Source organism: Rhizorhabdus sp. (assembly GCF_018006725.1).
GTDB lineage: Bacteria > Pseudomonadota > Alphaproteobacteria > Sphingomonadales > Sphingomonadaceae > Rhizorhabdus.
On record NZ_JAGMXV010000110.1, the window covers coordinates 1 to 15365 of the forward strand.

Consider the following 15365-nt stretch of genomic DNA (forward strand, 5'->3'; position numbering starts at 1 on the left):
CGCTGGAGAAGGCGTAGAGTTGCTCGCTGAGGCCATGAGCGCCCTTGGCGGGGGGGCCTGCCAGTCCGGCAGCCGTGACGCTCGCCACCGCGGTCAGCCCCAGGATCGTCAGCGGCGGCAGGGCAATCGCGACGACCGCGAGCTTCATCTCGCGCGCCTCGATCTTCTTGCCGATATATTCGGGGGTTCGCCCGACCATCAGCCCCGCCACGAACATGGCGAGAATGGCGTAGACGAGCATGCCGTACAGCCCCGCGCCGACGCCGCCGATGACGATCTCGCCGAGTTGGATGTTGAACATCGCAACGAGTCCGCCCAGCGGCATGAAGCTGTCATGCATGCCGATGACCGCACCGCAGGAGGCGGCGGTCGTCACGGCGGCGAACAGAGCGGTGGCCGCGATACCGAAGCGGACCTCCTTGCCCTCCATATTGCCGCCGGCGAGGCCGAGCGCCTGATGAAGCGGATTGCCTGCCGCTTCCGCGCCATAAGCGACCGCGGTGCCGAGGAGGAACAGGATCGTCATCGCCGCGAGCAGTGCCCAGCCCTGCCGGACATTTCCCACCGCCTTGCCGAAGGTCAGCGTCAGCCCCGCGCCGAGCACGAAGATCGACAGCATCTGGATGAAGTTGCAGAGCGCCGACGGGTTCTCGAAGGGGTGTGCGGAATTGGCGTTGAAAAAGCCGCCGCCATTGGTGCCGAGCATCTTGATCGCGAGCTGCGATGCGACCGGGCCCAGCGCGATGGTCTGCCGCGCGCCCTCCATCGTGGTTGCGACCACCGAACCCGTGAAGGTCTGCGGTACGCCGAGTGCCACATAGATCAGGGCGAGCAGCAGGCTGAGCGGCAGCAGCAGGTACAACGTGACGCGCGTCACATCGACCCAGAAATTGCCGATGCCCTGCACTTCCCTGCGGGCGAAGCCGCGAATCACGGCAAAGGCGACGGCGATGCCGGTGGCCGCCGACAGGAAGTTCTGCACGGTCAGGCCGAGCATCTGCGACAGATGCGACATCGTCGCCTCGCCACCATAATTCTGCCAGTTGGTGTTGGTGACGAAGCTGACGGCGGTGTTGAAGGCCAGCAGCGTCTCGACGCTGCCGAAGCCCTGCGGATTGAGCGGCAGCACATGCTGCAGCTTCAGGATCGCGAACAGCAATGCGAGGCCCGCCAGATTGAAGGCCAGCAGCGACAGCGCATAGCCGACCCAGCTCTGGTTGGCGTCACGGTCGATGCCCGCCATGCGATAGAGGAAGCGCTCGACTCCGCCCCCGGGCAAATCGGCGCGGGAATAGAGGGCGTGCATCCAGTCGCCCGCCGGCTTGGCCAGCAGGACGAAGGACAGGGTGAAGAGCAGGATCATGCTCCAGCCGGCAAGCGTCATGGCCAGCCTCGCTCAGAAACGCTCTGGCGTGGCGAGCACGGCCAGCAGATAGACAAGCAGGACGGACGCGACGGACGCGCCCAGAAACAGATCGAAGTTCATCGGGCCACCTCCAGCCAGGGTGGCCGATCAGATGGCACCGAGCGGCGTTAAGCCGCGCGGGGCATGTTCATCCCGGGGCGTAAAGCGCGCATAAAATTCGGAGCAGCGACGCTCGCGCTATCGATGTTGCAGGTCCAGGGTGGGCACTGCCGTCAATAGGTCAGTGGCTTCGCCACCGGGCCACGGGGCTGCCGCAGCGGATTGTCGAACAAGGCCCGCTCGGCCAGCGCGGTATCGAAGAAGGCGTGCATCTCGATGATCTTGCCGTCCTGGAAGCGGAAGATCTCACAATAGGTCTGGTCGTAGCGATCCCCGGCGCGGGTCGGGCCGCCGCCCTCCATGATCGCGACCACCCGTTCGTCGTCGGCGCACATCACCTTCCAGCGGCGGGCGAACTGCATCTCCTCGGGTACCATGGCTGCGTGGACCTGCGCCGCGACCAGATCGTCCGTCATCGCAGCCTTGCCCTCGATCCGTCCGGATGCGGGCGTGGTTCCCGCCATGTGGTTGACGATGTCGTCATGGTACATGGCCTCGACCGTGGCCCAGTCATTGTCGTGCATCGCCTGGAAATAGCGGTTCACGAGATCGATATTCTGCTGTCGGCTCATCACCCTCTCCTCACGACCAGCCTCGATCAGATGCCGCCATGTGCGTCGGGCTCGACAGGATAGCGCGCGATCAGATCGCCGATCGACTCTCCCTGGATCAGCTGGTCGATCATCCGGTGGAAATGGTCGATCCGCCGCTCGTCGAGACCGAGCATGCCTTCCTCGAAGCTTTGCGATCGCTGGCCGCGCTGGACGAACTCGACCAGCCCGACATCCTCATCGAGGACCTGGTTGACGATCGGATGGGTGCGCTTGCCCCATTGCAGTACGTCGGCGACCCGTTCGGTGCCGCCGCGCACCACCCGATGTTCGTAGAGCGGCACGGTCTCTCCTTCCCCGAGCGCCGCGCACATGATGAAGTCGAAATACATCTTCTCCGGATCGCCGCTGGGATGCGGGCGATAGCGCATCGTCACGTAGAATTCGGGGAAGAGATTGAAGTGGGTGCTGGGGAACAGCATGTAGTGGTAGGCGTCGGTCAACTGGCTGTCGTTGAGCGTCGCATAGGGGAATGTCTCGTCGCCCGTCGCCTGCCGGGCGCGCTTCGCATCCCGTATCGCGGCCCGCACGTCGCCGGCCTTGCCGGGGAAGGTTGCGGGATCGATCCCATTGGCCTGAAGCAACGCCTGCAGCGACGGGTTCACGCTCTCCTGATCGGGATACATCCGCGACGGGCGGCCATATTCGTTGACCATATAGCTGTGGATGCCGAGCAGCGTGATCGGGGCATCCTCATTGCCCCAGCTCAGAATGTCCGAATGCAGCGTCTGGAAATGGTAGCTCTCGTTGAAGGCGTCGAACACCGTTTTCCAGTTCGCGGCGAATTCGAAGGTCTTGTAGTCGACGATATGGGCCTTCTCGAGCTGATAGGCTGCCAGTCGCGGCCCGATCGGGCCGAGATAGGTGGCGAGGTCGGGCGCATGATCGTCGAGCGTGAACCAGTACCAGCCGGCGAATTGCTCGACGCGGAAACGGGCCAGCGCCGTCCGGCTCTCGTCGGCGAGAAGCGCAGGGTCGAAGCGCTCGCGATAGGGAACGTCCCCGAGCTTACCCGACAGGTCGAAGCACCAGCCGTGGAAAGCGCATTTGAACTGAGTCGCATAGGCCGGGCCGTCCGCGCTGAGCAGCAGGCGGTTGCCCCGATGGCGGCAAACATTGAACAGCCCCCGGACTTCACCGTCGTCGTCATGGACGAACAACAGGCTCTCGCGCCCCAGGCTGTGGACATAGACGTCGCCCGGCTCGGAGACCTCCTCGACCCGCGGCCCCATATGCCACAGCTTCGACCAGACATGGTCCCATTCGAGGTCGGCCCGCTCGCTCGACCAATACCAGTCCGGGTCGATCCGAAAGCCTTCACGCGTCTGGTTCATGCCTGTCTCGTTGCTCATAGTCGCAGGCGCACGAGGAAGAGCGGAGCGCCCACGACGCTGCCGGGTTCATCGGCAAGATGTCGTGACCGCTGACTCCTCTCGCATCATCCTCTCCGCGACGACCGTAGCACGGCGGCGAAAGCCGTCTGCTAGCCAATATCGCAGTCCTAAGTGAGCGCCCGCCGGAGCTTTCTTTGACAATGTCTTCCCGGAATCCGGGCGCTTAACATCACGGCAAGCTACTCGCTCACCGCCACGACCTTTCCCTTCCGCCGCGCGTAGAGTTGCGGCGTGAGCAGGTTGAAGTTCTCTTCGATGGTAAGCTCGATCAGGCGGCGCGCGGCGGCCGCATGTCGGGGATCGTCCTCGAAGAGGAAGAGCTGGTCCTTCCGGGGGAGCGCGATCAGGACGTCACCGGAGAAGCGGGCGGCGATCGACTGCCAGAATTCGTCAAGGAGCAGCAGGCTGGGCGACAGCATGGGATTGTCGTCGACATAATAGAGCATGCCGAAGCCGAGTTCGTCGTCCTCGACCAGCTTCGCGAGCGACTTCCTCAAATTGCTCAAAGCCGTCTTCCGGATATCCTCCAGGGATCGGTTTGGCAGATCCTTGACGCCGATCGCCGCCATGGAGTCGGGCCGGTCGGCCATATAGACGGTGATGAGATCGGCGCCGAACGGCTCATGGAAGATTGTCTTCCCCCCTCCATCGGCGTCCTCCACATAGTCGCGGGTGCGGACGACGGGCACGATGATGTCGTCGGTGATCGCCGCGCCCAGGCTCTCTGCCATCGAGCGTACGAAACGGGCGATCGCCTCGTCGGGGTTATCGTCCGGATGCGACGAGAGGAAGGCGAACAGGTTCGTCACGTCCGACGTGACTGTCTCGCCATCGATCGTGGATGTGAACTGCGCCGCATTGTCAGGGTCCGCGACGACCTTCGTGACACCCGGAGCAGCCCGCGCCGCCGCCATCACGGCCTCGCGCAATTCGCCGACATCGCCGAAGCTTCGGGCCGTCGCGCGTGTCGAACCGAACCATGCGGCAATAGATCCGACGATCCCCGCTACGATAAGCTGCCGCCGGCCCAGAAATCGCATGCGCCCCTCCCCCTTTTTGGTGGGAGAGAGCTTAGCTCACTCCCACTCGATCGTGCCAGGCGGTTTCGAGGTATAGTCGTAGACCACCCGGTTGATGCCCTGGACCTCGTTCACGATGCGCGTGGCGACGCGGCTGAGGAAGGCGCTGTCGAACGGATAGACGTCGGCAGTCATGCCGTCGGTCGAGGTGACCGCGCGCAGCGCGCAGACCGAGTCATAGGTCCGGCCGTCGCCCATCACGCCGACGGTGCGGACCGGGAGCAGCACCGCGAAGGCCTGCCAGATCGCGTCATAGAGGCCCGCGCGGCGGATCTCGTCGAGATAGACGGCGTCGGCCTTGCGCAGGATGTCGCACTTTTCCTTGGTGACCTCGCCCGGAATGCGGATTGCCAGGCCCGGTCCCGGGAAGGGGTGGCGGCCGACGAAGATATCCGGCAGGCCGAGCTCGCGGCCCAGCGCGCGGACCTCGTCCTTGAACAGTTCGCGCAGCGGCTCGACGAGCTTCATGTTCATCCGCTCGGGCAGGCCGCCGACATTGTGGTGGCTCTTGATCGTCACCGACGGGCCGCCGGTGAAGCTGACGCTCTCGATAACGTCGGGATAGAGCGTGCCCTGTGCGAGGAAGCCGGCGCCGCCGATCTTCTTCGCCTCCGCCTCGAACACATCGATGAAGGTCTTGCCGATGAACTTGCGCTTCGCCTCGGGATCGGTGAGGCCCTTCAGCCCGTTGAGGAACAGCGTCTCGGCGTTCACATGGACCAGCGGGATGCCATAATGTTCGCGGAACAGGCTGACGACCTGGTCGGCTTCGCCCATGCGCATCAGCCCATGGTCGACGAACACGCAGGTCAGCTGGTCGCCGATCGCCTCATGGATCAGGACCGCCGCCACCGCGCTGTCGACGCCGCCCGACAGACCGCAGATGACCTTGCCGTCGCCCACCTGCTGGCGGATTTCGGCGATCTTGGTCGCGCGGAACTCGGCCATCGTCCAGTCGCCGGCAAGGCCGCAGACGTGGCGCGCGAAATTCGCGATCAGCTTGCCGCCGTCGGGCGTGTGCACGACTTCGGGGTGGAACTGGACGCCGTAGAAGCGGCGCTTCTCGTCCGAGGTGACGGCGAAGGGGGCGCCCTCAGACACGGCCACGGGGGAGAAGCCGGGCGGGAGCGCGTCGACCTTGTCGCCATGGCTCATCCACACCTGATGCTGCTCGCCCTCCTTCCACAGGCCGTCGAACAGCGCGGAGCGGCTCTTCACCTCGATGAAGGCGCGGCCGAATTCGCGGCTGTCATGGCTGGGGGTGACCGACCCGCCGAGCTGCTGGCACATCGTCTGCTGCCCATAGCAGATGCCGAGGATCGGGATGCCGGCCTCGAAGAAGCGCTGCGGCGCGCGCGGGCTGCCCATGTCGGCGACCGAGGCGGGGCCGCCCGACAGGATGATGCCCTTCGGCTTCAACCGGTCGAAGGCGGCGTCGGCGCTGCTGAAGGGAGCGATCTCGCTGTAGACGCCCGCCTCGCGCACGCGCCGTGCGATGAGCTGGGTCACCTGGCTGCCGAAATCGACGATCAGGATCGACTCGGAAGGCTGCGAGCCGATGCCATGGGCGGATGCGGTGGGAAGCTGGGCTGTCATGGGGAGCCGATAATGGCAGGCGGCGCGGCTGTCCAGCCGGCTTGACCGCCCTGCCCCTTATCGGCCGATCGCCTGCCGCCTCAGCGTGAGGCGAGGCGCTCGCGCAGTTGGATATTCTCGACCATGCCGTCGCGGACATCGCAGAGAAATTCGCGGTCGCCACGCTCGCCGCGGACGACGCCATCGACCCGCCAGCCATCGGGGCCGTCGCGGCCGACCGAGTCGACCGACGAGACCGGGCCGCGCGCCATAGTCTCGACCGCCTCGGTGCAGATCGACGACACCTGGCGGGCGTCATCGCCATCGCGGCGCAGATCGTCGCGCTGGTCGTCGCCGCTGCGCGAGGGCACCGACTTGTTTTTCTTCGACGCCGAAGACGCGACCGCAAAGATGCCGCCGCCGATGATCGCGCCCAGCAGGATGTTGCCGAAGGTGTCGCCGCCGCCGCGATGATGGCGCGGCCCCCAATAGGGGCGTGCCTGCGCCGCCGGGGCGATGACGCCCGCGAGGAGCGCCGCTGCGGCTGCCGATGCGATGAACTTCCTGATCATGAAAACGCCCCGCCCGATCGAGTGACTGTAATGCACTGCGATTAGGCGGGGCGAGATTGCGGCAAGCTGAATGAGCAAGCCGCCGGTCGATCAGCCTGCGCCGATCACTTCGACGGTGCGAACACCATCAGCAGATTGCCGGGCATATGCGCATACATGCCATAGCCCGAATTGATCACCACATGGCCGTCGACGACCAGCGCGCCGGGGCCGCTCATCGAGCCGCCATGGCCCTCAGCACCGGTGATCGTCTTCACCGTCTTCGTCGTGTCGGTTTCCCAGAGCAGCTTGCCCGTCGCGCCGTCATAGGCGCGGAACATGCCGTCGAGATGTCCTGCGAAGACCACGCCCGGAATGGCGGTGACCGCCGCCGACACGCCCGGATCGCAGAATTTGCGGTCCTTGCAGTCGGTGGCCGCCTTCGCATTCCACAGGACCTTGCCCGTGGCCGCGTCGATCGCGTGAAGCCCCGCGCCCCGGATCGACGCATCATAGACGCGCGCATCGCCGGTGTCGGCCATGTCGTTGATCGGCACGTAGACGCGGGTGCCTTCGGCGGCCATGCCGAAATGGACGCCGCCCTGGGTGCCGCCATGGCCGAGGCGCTCCTGCCAGACGATCTTGCCGCTGTCGGGGTCGATCCCCCAGGCCTCGCCAGACTTCTGCCCGACGACCAGGATGTTGCGATCTCCGTCGACCGGGATCAGCAGCGGCGAAGCGGCGACGTCATGGTCGGGGCCGTCCTCCTTCGGGCAACTGTCATTGCCGAGCATGCAGCCGACGTTCCAGGCATCGCCCTTGGTCAGCTGCGTATGCCACAGCCGCTTGCCGGTCACGGCATCGACCGCGAACACCGCATCGCTGTTATCGTCGGCGGGCGACGAATAATTCTCGCCCGATCCGAAATAGATGCGCTTGTTGCGCGCATCATAGGTCGGGCTGTTCCAGACCGGCGCGCCGGACGGGCCGATGATCGGCGTGCCGACCTTGGTCTTGCTGTGCTCGACCGGCTCCTCGACCACCGTATAGGCGCGCCATTGCGGCTTGCCCGTCGCCGGATCGAGCGCGACGACCGAACCCCGGAAGGTGCAGCACGGGTATTTGGGATCGCCCGCCTGTGCCACCTCGAGCGAGGACACCGGCACATAGAGCATCCCGCCGCCCAGCGTCGGCGTACCCGTGATCGTCGCATCGGGATGGTCGTCGAGCTTCTCCTGCCACAGGATCTTGCCCGTCTTGGCGTCGAGCGAATAGGCACGGCCCAGGAGGTCGCCGAAATAGAGGCGCTTGTTCGCGGCATCGGGGACGATCGCGGTGCGCACCTCGGCGGAGACGCGCTGGGTCCACTTGGTGCAGCCGCTGTCGAGGTCGAAGGCATAGACGGTGCCGTCCTGGCTGCCGACGAACATCGTGCCCCAGGCATAGGCCGGCTGCGACCGGGCGCGCAGCGCGGCCGGGAAGGCAAAGGCCCATTTGAGCTTGAGCGTGCCGACCGCTTCCGGCGACAGCTTGGCCATGTCGGCGGGGATGAAGCGGCGATTGTCCTGGCCCCAGCCCACCGGCCGCGGCGCGTCGTTCATGTCCAGCGCCAGCTTCGGCCCCTTGCAGACGGGCGGCGGCACCGGCTTCGCATCGGCGGTCAGCCGGCGCTTGGTGATATACTCGGCGACTTCGACGCGCTGCTGCGGGGTCAGCGCGGAGCCTTGCGCCTTCATCACGCCGCTCGTCAGCGCGGTGACGATCGCATCGCCGGGCAGGAGCGTCAGAAAGGTCGGCGACGGCGCGCGCGGCACCCCGCCCTCATGGCAGGCAGCGCAATTGTCGGCGTAGATCTTGCGGCCCGGCGCAGTGGCGGGGTCGATCGCATTGCGGTCCTTGCTCTGCAACTCGTCCTGCGAGCGGATCCGCTTCTTCTCCATCGCCTGGCTTTCGCTGACCGGCTGCCCGGTCACGCTGGCGGCACCCGCCAGCATCAGCGCCAACGCTGCCCCGACGGCAGCCACCTTCCGCTTGTTCACCCGCATTCCTCTCCCTCCGCACGCATCACGACCGCCGAGTTCGAGTCGACCGCATCAGGCGCGCGCCGCTAGAAACAGCACGAGAGGCGAGGCTGGCAAGAAAAAACAATCATGCCTGCATGTTTGTGTAGGGTGGGTGGTGTCGGAACGCGACAGCCGGCGAGCGACAGCCACTGCTCGCGTGGCCAAGCCAATGAGTTGAGGGCGCAGTTTGTTGCCTCACAGCCGACGGATCGCGAGCCATAACGGCTGTGGCGCATCGGCTGGTCCGTGGGCATTCTACGCGGCTGTATGACTAAAATGCACTGTCCCGCAATTTAAATGCGCAAAATCTCCAAACAACGCTGATTGCCAATTTATGAATAAGAGCGATCCGTCTTTGACCCTACAATTTAGCCTGGCTAACGTTCGACCATGACATGCCGATCTATTTTTTCATTCTCGATTATCGCTACGCTGATTGCATGCTCCCAACCTCGCGAACGCGGTGAGCTCGACGCCGCTACAATATTTGGGTGTTACACCGCACCCGAATCGCCCGCTTTCTCTATTGGACCGAAGGGATTAAAAATCTCCGTAATGGAAGGGCCGATTCCTTTCCAATACGAAATGCATAAGATTGGTGCTGTAATTACAATGCCCATCGCGCCTTCTATGATTAATGGGAAAATCGTATTTCGAAAATCTTATAATAATACTTACAGAGTTCTTTTCACGGAAGGTCGCCCCGTTATACGGATCAGTTTCGACGTTCGGCGAGATCCCGTTGATTATAGCCGTCATCCTGACGACGCTGCGGCTTGCAAGGGCGCATAAATGCGTGACTGCCGGACCGCCGGCGCCATCAGTTGCGCCCCCTATTCCGGCAGCTTCAACCCTGTCCAATGGCCGAGGAACGCCCAGAGATCGGCATATTCGTCGATCACCTTGTCGGTCGGCTTGCCCGAGCCATGACCGGCGCGCGTTTCGATGCGGATTAGGTGGGGGCGGGAGCCGATCGAGGCCGACTGCAGCGCGGCCGCATATTTGAAGCTGTGGCCCGGCACCACGCGGTCGTCGGTGTCGGCGGTCGTCACGAGGATGGCGGGATAGTCCACGCCGTCGCGGATGTTGTGATAGGGCGAATAGCCGCGCAGGACGTGGAAATCTTCTTCCTTCCCGGGATCTCCGTAATCGTCGATCCAGTAGCGGCCGGCGGTGAATTTGGTGAAGCGGAGCATGTCCATCACGCCGACCGCCGGATTGGCGGCGGCGAACAGGTCGGGGCGCTGGTTGACTACAGCACCGACCAGCAACCCGCCATTGGAGCGGCCCATCGCCGCCAGCCTGCCCTTCGCGCTGATCCCGCTGGCGATCAGATATTCGCCCGCCGCGATGAAGTCGTCGAAAACGTTCTGCTTGCGGTCGAGCCGTCCGGCATCGTGCCAGGCCTTGCCATATTCGCCGCCCCCCCGGAGATTGGCGACGGCATAGACCCCGCCCATCTCCATCCAGTCGAGTACCGCCGGCGAGAAGGTCGGCGTCATCGCCACGTTGAACCCGCCATAGCCGTAGAGCAGCGCCGGCGCGCCCGACGGGGTCGACTTCTTGCGGGCGACGAACATCGGCACCTCGGTGCCGTCGCGCGATCGGAAGAATTTCTGGTCGACGTCGAAATCCTCGGGATCGAAGCTGAGCCTCGGCTTGATGAACGGCTCCATCTTTCCGGTCGACGTATCGAAGCGATAGATGGTCGAGGGCGTGGCGAAGCTGGAGAAGCTGAAGAAGGTCTCCGGATCCCCAGCCCGCCCGCCGAAGCCGGCGCCTGTGCCGATGTCGGGCAGCTTGATCGGGCCGACCGGACGCCCGTCGAGTTCGTACAGCACCGCTTCGGTCTTAGCGTCACCGAGATAAGCGAGGATCAGCCGGCTGCCGACGAGCGACGCCCCGACCAGCGTATCGGTCCCCTGCGGCACGACCTCGACCGGGCGCGGGCGCGGTTGTGAGACGTCGAGCATTACCAGGCGCTGACGCGCAGCCTGAAAATTCGTCCGGAAATAGAGCCTGTCGCCGATGCTGCCCGCCAGCGCCCACTCATTGGTGAAGCCGCGCACGAGACGCCGGGGCTTGAGCTCGGGATCGGAGAGGTCGAACAGCGTGATTTCGTAGCGCTCGTCGGTGCCCTCGCTCGAGGTGACGAGCAGATAGCGGCCGTCCTGCGTCGTCTCGGCATGATGGTTCAGGCGCGGGCGGCTGCGCGTGGCGTAGATCAGCCGGTCCTCGGACTGCGGCGTGCCCAGGCGATGATAATAGATCTGGTGGTGCAGATTGAGCTGCTGGAAGGCCGCGCCCTGCTTCGGCTCGGGAAAGCGCGAGTAGAAGAAGCCGTCGGCCCGCCCGTCCCAGGCGAGGGTCGAGAATTTCACCCAGCGTATCTCGTCGGGCAGCACCTGCCCGTTCGTCGCATCGATGACGCGCAGCGTGCGCCAGTCGCTCCCCCCATCCTGCACCGAATAAAGGACGAAGCGGCCGTCATTGGAGGGGCGCCATTCGTCGAGCGCGGTAGCGCCATCCTTCGACCAGCCATTGGGGTCGAGCAACAGCCGGGGGCCCGCCTTCAGATCGTCGCGCACCATCAGCACCGACTGGTTCTGCAGGCCGCTATTATAGGTGTGGAAATAACGCCCGCCGCGCTTTCGGGGCACGCCGCTGCGCTCATAGTCCCACAGCTGCTTCAGCCGCGCGCGCAGCGCGTCGCGGCCCTTGAGCGATCCGAGATAGGCCCGGGTGGTCGCATTCTGCGCCTCCACCCAGTCCGCCACTTCGGAATCGGTACGGACGTCGCGTTCCAGCCAGCGATAGGGGTCGGCAATCCGTTCGCCGAACATCTCCTCGACGATCGGCTGACGGCGCGTTTCGGGATAGGTCACGCTGGGCTCCGCAGCGGCGAGACGGGCTGGTCCGGACAGGCAGAGAAGGAGCCCCGCTGCACCCAGCGACGCCCGCACGATCCTCGACACCATCCGGAAACGCCCTCTCCGCACACAAAGAAAAAGAGCCGCAAGCGTAACGCCCGCGGCTCTCTTTTCAATGCGATAGTTCGGCCTCCATTGGGAGGCCGCCCAGGATCAGGCCGCGTCGGCCATGTCCTCGTCGCCCGCGACCGGACCAGAGTCCTGGCCCTTGGCGGCGACGTCACGATCGACGAACTCGATGATCGCCATCGGGGCGGCGTCCGAAGCGCGGATGCCGGCCTTGATGATGCGGGTATAGCCGCCGTTGCGCGACGCATAACGCTCGGCCAGAACCTCGAACAGCTTCTTCAGCTGAACGTCGTCCTGCAGACGGGCATGGGCGAGACGACGGTTGGCCAGACCACCCTTCTTCGCCAGCGTGACCAGCTTCTCGACATAGGGGCGAAGCTCCTTCGCCTTGGCGAGGGTGGTCATGATCTGCTCATGCTTGATCAGGGCCGCCGACTGGTTGCGGAACAGGGCGGTACGGTGGGATGCGGTCCGCTGAAGCTTACGACCGCCAACGCGATGGCGCATATCTCTTTCCTTCGTTTGTCAGGGGGCCGTTCAAGGTACCCCAAGCCAGGCGGCGATTTCGGAGGGGCCGCCCCTTGCCCTCTCGATGAATGGGGAGGTCGCCCTCCCCATCGCATCAGAATTCCTGCTCGAGCTTCTTGGCCATTTCCTCGATATTCTCAGGCGGCCAGCCCGGGATTTCCATGCCCAGGCGGAGGCCCATCGAAGCGAGGACTTCCTTGATCTCGTTGAGCGACTTGCGGCCGAAATTCGGCGTGCGCAGCATCTCGGCCTCGGTCTTCTGGACCAGATCGCCGATATAGATGATGTTGTCGTTCTTGAGGCAGTTGGCCGAACGGACGCTGAGCTCCAGCTCGTCCACCTTCTTGAGAAGGTAGCGGTTGAGCTGGTTGGCGTCGCCCTCGGGCTCGCCAGCGGCGCTGCCGGCGGTCGAGCCACCAGCGGCCGGAGCCGTGATCGCCATGCCGTCGTCGAAGTGGACGAACAACTGCAGCTGATCCTGGAGGATGCGGGCCGAATAGGCGAGCGCGTCTTCCGGGGTCACCGTGCCGTCGGTCTCGATCGTCAGCGTGAGCTTGTCATAGTCCAGCTCCTGACCGACGCGGGTGTTCTCGACCTTGTACGCCACCTGGCGGACCGGCGAGTAGAGCGCGTCGACCGGGATCAGGCCGATCGGGGCATCCACCGGACGGTTCGCCGCCGCAGTGACATAGCCCTTACCGATGTCGGCGGTCAGCTCCATGTTGAGCGTCGCGCCATCGTCGAGGTGGCAGATGACCAGATCGGGGTTCATCACCTCGATGTCGCCGGGGGTCGCGATCATGCCGGCGGTGACTTCGGCCGGGCCGGTCGCCGAGAGCTGAAGACGACGCGCGCCGTCGCCCTGCATGCGCAGCGCGATCTGCTTCACGTTGAGAACGATGTCGGTCACGTCCTCACGCACGCCAGCGAGGCTGGAGAACTCGTGAAGGACATTTTCGATCTTGATCGAGGTCACCGCCGCGCCCTGCAGCGAGGACAGCAGCACGCGACGCAGCGAGTTGCCCAGCGTCAGACCAAAGCCGCGCTCCAGCGGCTCGGCAACGAAGGTCGCCTTGCTCTTGCCGTCGCCGCCCGACTTCTTTTCGAGGCCGTTCGGCTTCTTGAGTTCCTGCCAGTTCTTTGCGTTGACAGCCACTGTGTTCCCCTCAGGGTATGGCAGGCGACGGAAGGCAGCCTGCCGGAAAAGACGGAGAGCGGAGGCCGAAGCCTCCGCACCGGATCAGACGCGGCGACGCTTCGAAGGACGAACGCCGTTGTGCGGGATCGGCGTCACGTCGCGGATCGACGTGATGTGGAAGCCGACCGCCTGCAGGGCGCGCAGAGCCGATTCACGGCCCGAACCGGGGCCCTTGACCTCGACCTCGAGCGTGCGGACGCCATGCTCGGCGGCCTTCTTGCCGGCGTCCTCGGCCGCAACCTGCGCGGCGTAAGGGGTCGACTTGCGGCTGCCCTTGAAGCCCATCATGCCGGCCGACGACCAGGCAATCGCATTGCCCTGCGCGTCCGTGATGGTGATCATGGTGTTGTTGAAGCTGGCGTTCACATGTGCGACGCCGGCGGTGATGTTCTTGCGCTCGCGGCGGCGAATGCGCTGAGGTTCACGTGCCATCTTATCCGTTTCCTACATGAAGGAGCGAGCGCCGAGACCCGATGGTCCGGCACTCAAGCCCATTACTTCTTCTTGCCAGCGATCGGCTTGGCCTTGCCCTTGCGGGTGCGCGCATTGGTGTGCGTGCGCTGGCCACGGACCGGAAGACCCTTGCGATGACGGAGGCCGCGATAGCAGGCCAGGTCCATCAGACGCTTGATGTTCATCGCCACCTGACGGCGAAGATCGCCCTCGACGGTGTAGCCGGCGTCGATCGCTTCGCGGATCTGCAGGACTTCCTGATCGCTCAGGTCCTGCACGCGACGCTGCGGCTCGATGCCCAGCTTGGTGGTGATCTCCTGGGCTTTGGCCGGGCCAATGCCGTGAATGTAGGTCAGCGCGATAACGACGCGCTTGTTGGTCGGGATATTGACACCCGCAATACGTGCCACTGTGCTATTCTCCTGCTCCACGGGGCGGCTGGCAATCCGCCCCATCTCGACGCTCTCCCCGTCGGACCGGGGCCGCCTCCCACAACGCAGCACGGACGGCACGCGCGCGAAGCGGTACCGGTCGGGACGGTATGGGAGCGAGGGTCACTAAAGACGACTCGACGCCCTGTCAACCGGGCGGAGGCGATTCTGGAAACAGGAACCGCCCCGAAGGTGCAGTCTCTTGCCCGGCCCGGCAAGAGCGGGCAGGACCGCTAAGCGGGGGACCGTTCGGAAGGATGGACAGGATGCTGATACCCGCGGGGCAGGGATCGCTCGAACGCAATAATTTCGACGCCATCCGCCTCGCCATGGCGTTTCTGGTCCTGTTTTCGCATTGCTTCGCGCTGCGCTTCGGCAGCGAAGCGACGGAGCCGCTCTCGCTCCTCACCAACGGCTATTACAACAGCGGCAACATCGGCGTCTGGGCTTTCTTCATCATCAGCGGTTTTCTGGTCGCGCGCAGCTTCGACATGTCCCCCGGCGTCGGCCGGTTCGCCCTGCGCCGGGTGCGGCGGATCTTGCCCGGCTATATGGTCGCAACCTCCGTCTGCGCCTTCGTCGTCACCCCGTTCTTCGCGCCGCCCGGATTCACGATCGGACCGGCCGAGGCCGCTGCGACGCTGGCCGGCAACCTGCTTCTGTCCAATCACTTCCCGGTGCCCAACCTGTTCCGTGACAACCCTGTCACCGCGATCAACGGCTCGCTGTGGAGCATTCGCTTCGAAGCGCTCTGCTATGTCGGGCTGGCGCTGCTGACCCTGATCTTCCGCCATAGGCTGCGCCCGGCCTTGCTCATCGTCTATGCCGCGGTCGTCGTCCTGTGGTGCTGGGCCGATCTGACCGGCCGCAAGCCGGGTGGATCGCCGGCGCTGATCGCGGCGATCGGCTGGCCCTATCTCTGGATGATGGTCCTGCCCAATTTCCTGGCGGGCATGAT

The 15365-nt window shown here is 64.8% G+C and carries 14 protein-coding genes; 1 reads left to right on the forward strand and 13 read right to left on the reverse strand.

What is annotated here, in order from left to right:
* The 13 genes from kdpA to rpsM all read right to left on the reverse strand — a co-directional run.
* Positions 1 to 1384 (reverse strand): potassium-transporting ATPase subunit KdpA (gene kdpA / locus KAY22_RS15360; RefSeq protein ID WP_296624294.1); only part of this gene is annotated, 1384 nt, incomplete at its 3' end.
* Positions 1385 to 1396: 12 nt separating this feature from the next.
* Entirely contained in the window at positions 1397 to 1486 is a 90-nt protein-coding gene (locus tag KAY22_RS15365; protein WP_296624295.1) for a K(+)-transporting ATPase subunit F, read from the reverse strand.
* 152 nt (positions 1487 to 1638) lie between these two features.
* Positions 1639 to 2097, reverse strand: a complete 459-nt coding sequence (locus KAY22_RS15370) for a nuclear transport factor 2 family protein (protein ID WP_296624296.1) — start codon at positions 2095 to 2097, stop codon at positions 1639 to 1641.
* A 26-nt stretch (positions 2098 to 2123) separates the two neighbouring features.
* On the reverse strand, positions 2124 to 3470 hold the full coding sequence (locus KAY22_RS15375; RefSeq protein ID WP_296624297.1) for an aromatic ring-hydroxylating dioxygenase subunit alpha: 1347 nt from the start codon (positions 3468 to 3470) through the stop codon (positions 2124 to 2126).
* A 239-nt stretch (positions 3471 to 3709) separates the two neighbouring features.
* Entirely contained in the window at positions 3710 to 4570 is an 861-nt protein-coding gene (locus KAY22_RS15380; RefSeq protein WP_296624298.1) for a DUF1444 family protein, read from the reverse strand.
* Positions 4571 to 4606: 36 nt separating this feature from the next.
* A complete protein-coding gene (gene guaA, locus KAY22_RS15385) occupies positions 4607 to 6205 on the reverse strand; it encodes a glutamine-hydrolyzing GMP synthase (RefSeq protein WP_296624299.1) in 1599 nt (532 codons plus the stop codon).
* Positions 6206 to 6285: 80 nt separating this feature from the next.
* Positions 6286 to 6756 (reverse strand): hypothetical protein, encoded by a 471-nt coding sequence (locus tag KAY22_RS15390; RefSeq protein WP_296624300.1) that lies wholly within the window; start codon positions 6754 to 6756, stop codon positions 6286 to 6288.
* Between the two features lie 104 nt (positions 6757 to 6860).
* Positions 6861 to 8780 (reverse strand): PQQ-binding-like beta-propeller repeat protein, encoded by a 1920-nt coding sequence (locus tag KAY22_RS15395; protein WP_296624301.1) that lies wholly within the window; start codon positions 8778 to 8780, stop codon positions 6861 to 6863.
* An 851-nt stretch (positions 8781 to 9631) separates the two neighbouring features.
* Entirely contained in the window at positions 9632 to 11776 is a 2145-nt protein-coding gene (locus KAY22_RS15400) for a prolyl oligopeptidase family serine peptidase (RefSeq protein WP_296624302.1), read from the reverse strand.
* 105 nt (positions 11777 to 11881) lie between these two features.
* Positions 11882 to 12304: a 50S ribosomal protein L17 gene (rplQ, locus tag KAY22_RS15405; protein WP_296624303.1), complete on the reverse strand. Its 423-nt coding sequence runs from the start codon at positions 12302 to 12304 to the stop codon at positions 11882 to 11884.
* Between the two features lie 115 nt (positions 12305 to 12419).
* Positions 12420 to 13481 (reverse strand): DNA-directed RNA polymerase subunit alpha, encoded by a 1062-nt coding sequence (locus tag KAY22_RS15410; RefSeq protein ID WP_296624304.1) that lies wholly within the window; start codon positions 13479 to 13481, stop codon positions 12420 to 12422.
* An 84-nt stretch (positions 13482 to 13565) separates the two neighbouring features.
* A complete protein-coding gene (gene rpsK, locus KAY22_RS15415; RefSeq protein ID WP_011952170.1) occupies positions 13566 to 13955 on the reverse strand; it encodes a 30S ribosomal protein S11 in 390 nt (129 codons plus the stop codon).
* Between the two features lie 62 nt (positions 13956 to 14017).
* Positions 14018 to 14386 (reverse strand): 30S ribosomal protein S13, encoded by a 369-nt coding sequence (gene rpsM / locus KAY22_RS15420; RefSeq protein WP_296624306.1) that lies wholly within the window; start codon positions 14384 to 14386, stop codon positions 14018 to 14020.
* Between the two features lie 287 nt (positions 14387 to 14673).
* On the opposite strand from rpsM, the gene KAY22_RS15425 reads away from it, so the two are divergent.
* Positions 14674 to 15365, forward strand: a 692-nt coding sequence (locus KAY22_RS15425) for an acyltransferase (protein ID WP_296624305.1), incomplete at its 3' end; no start/stop codon positions are given.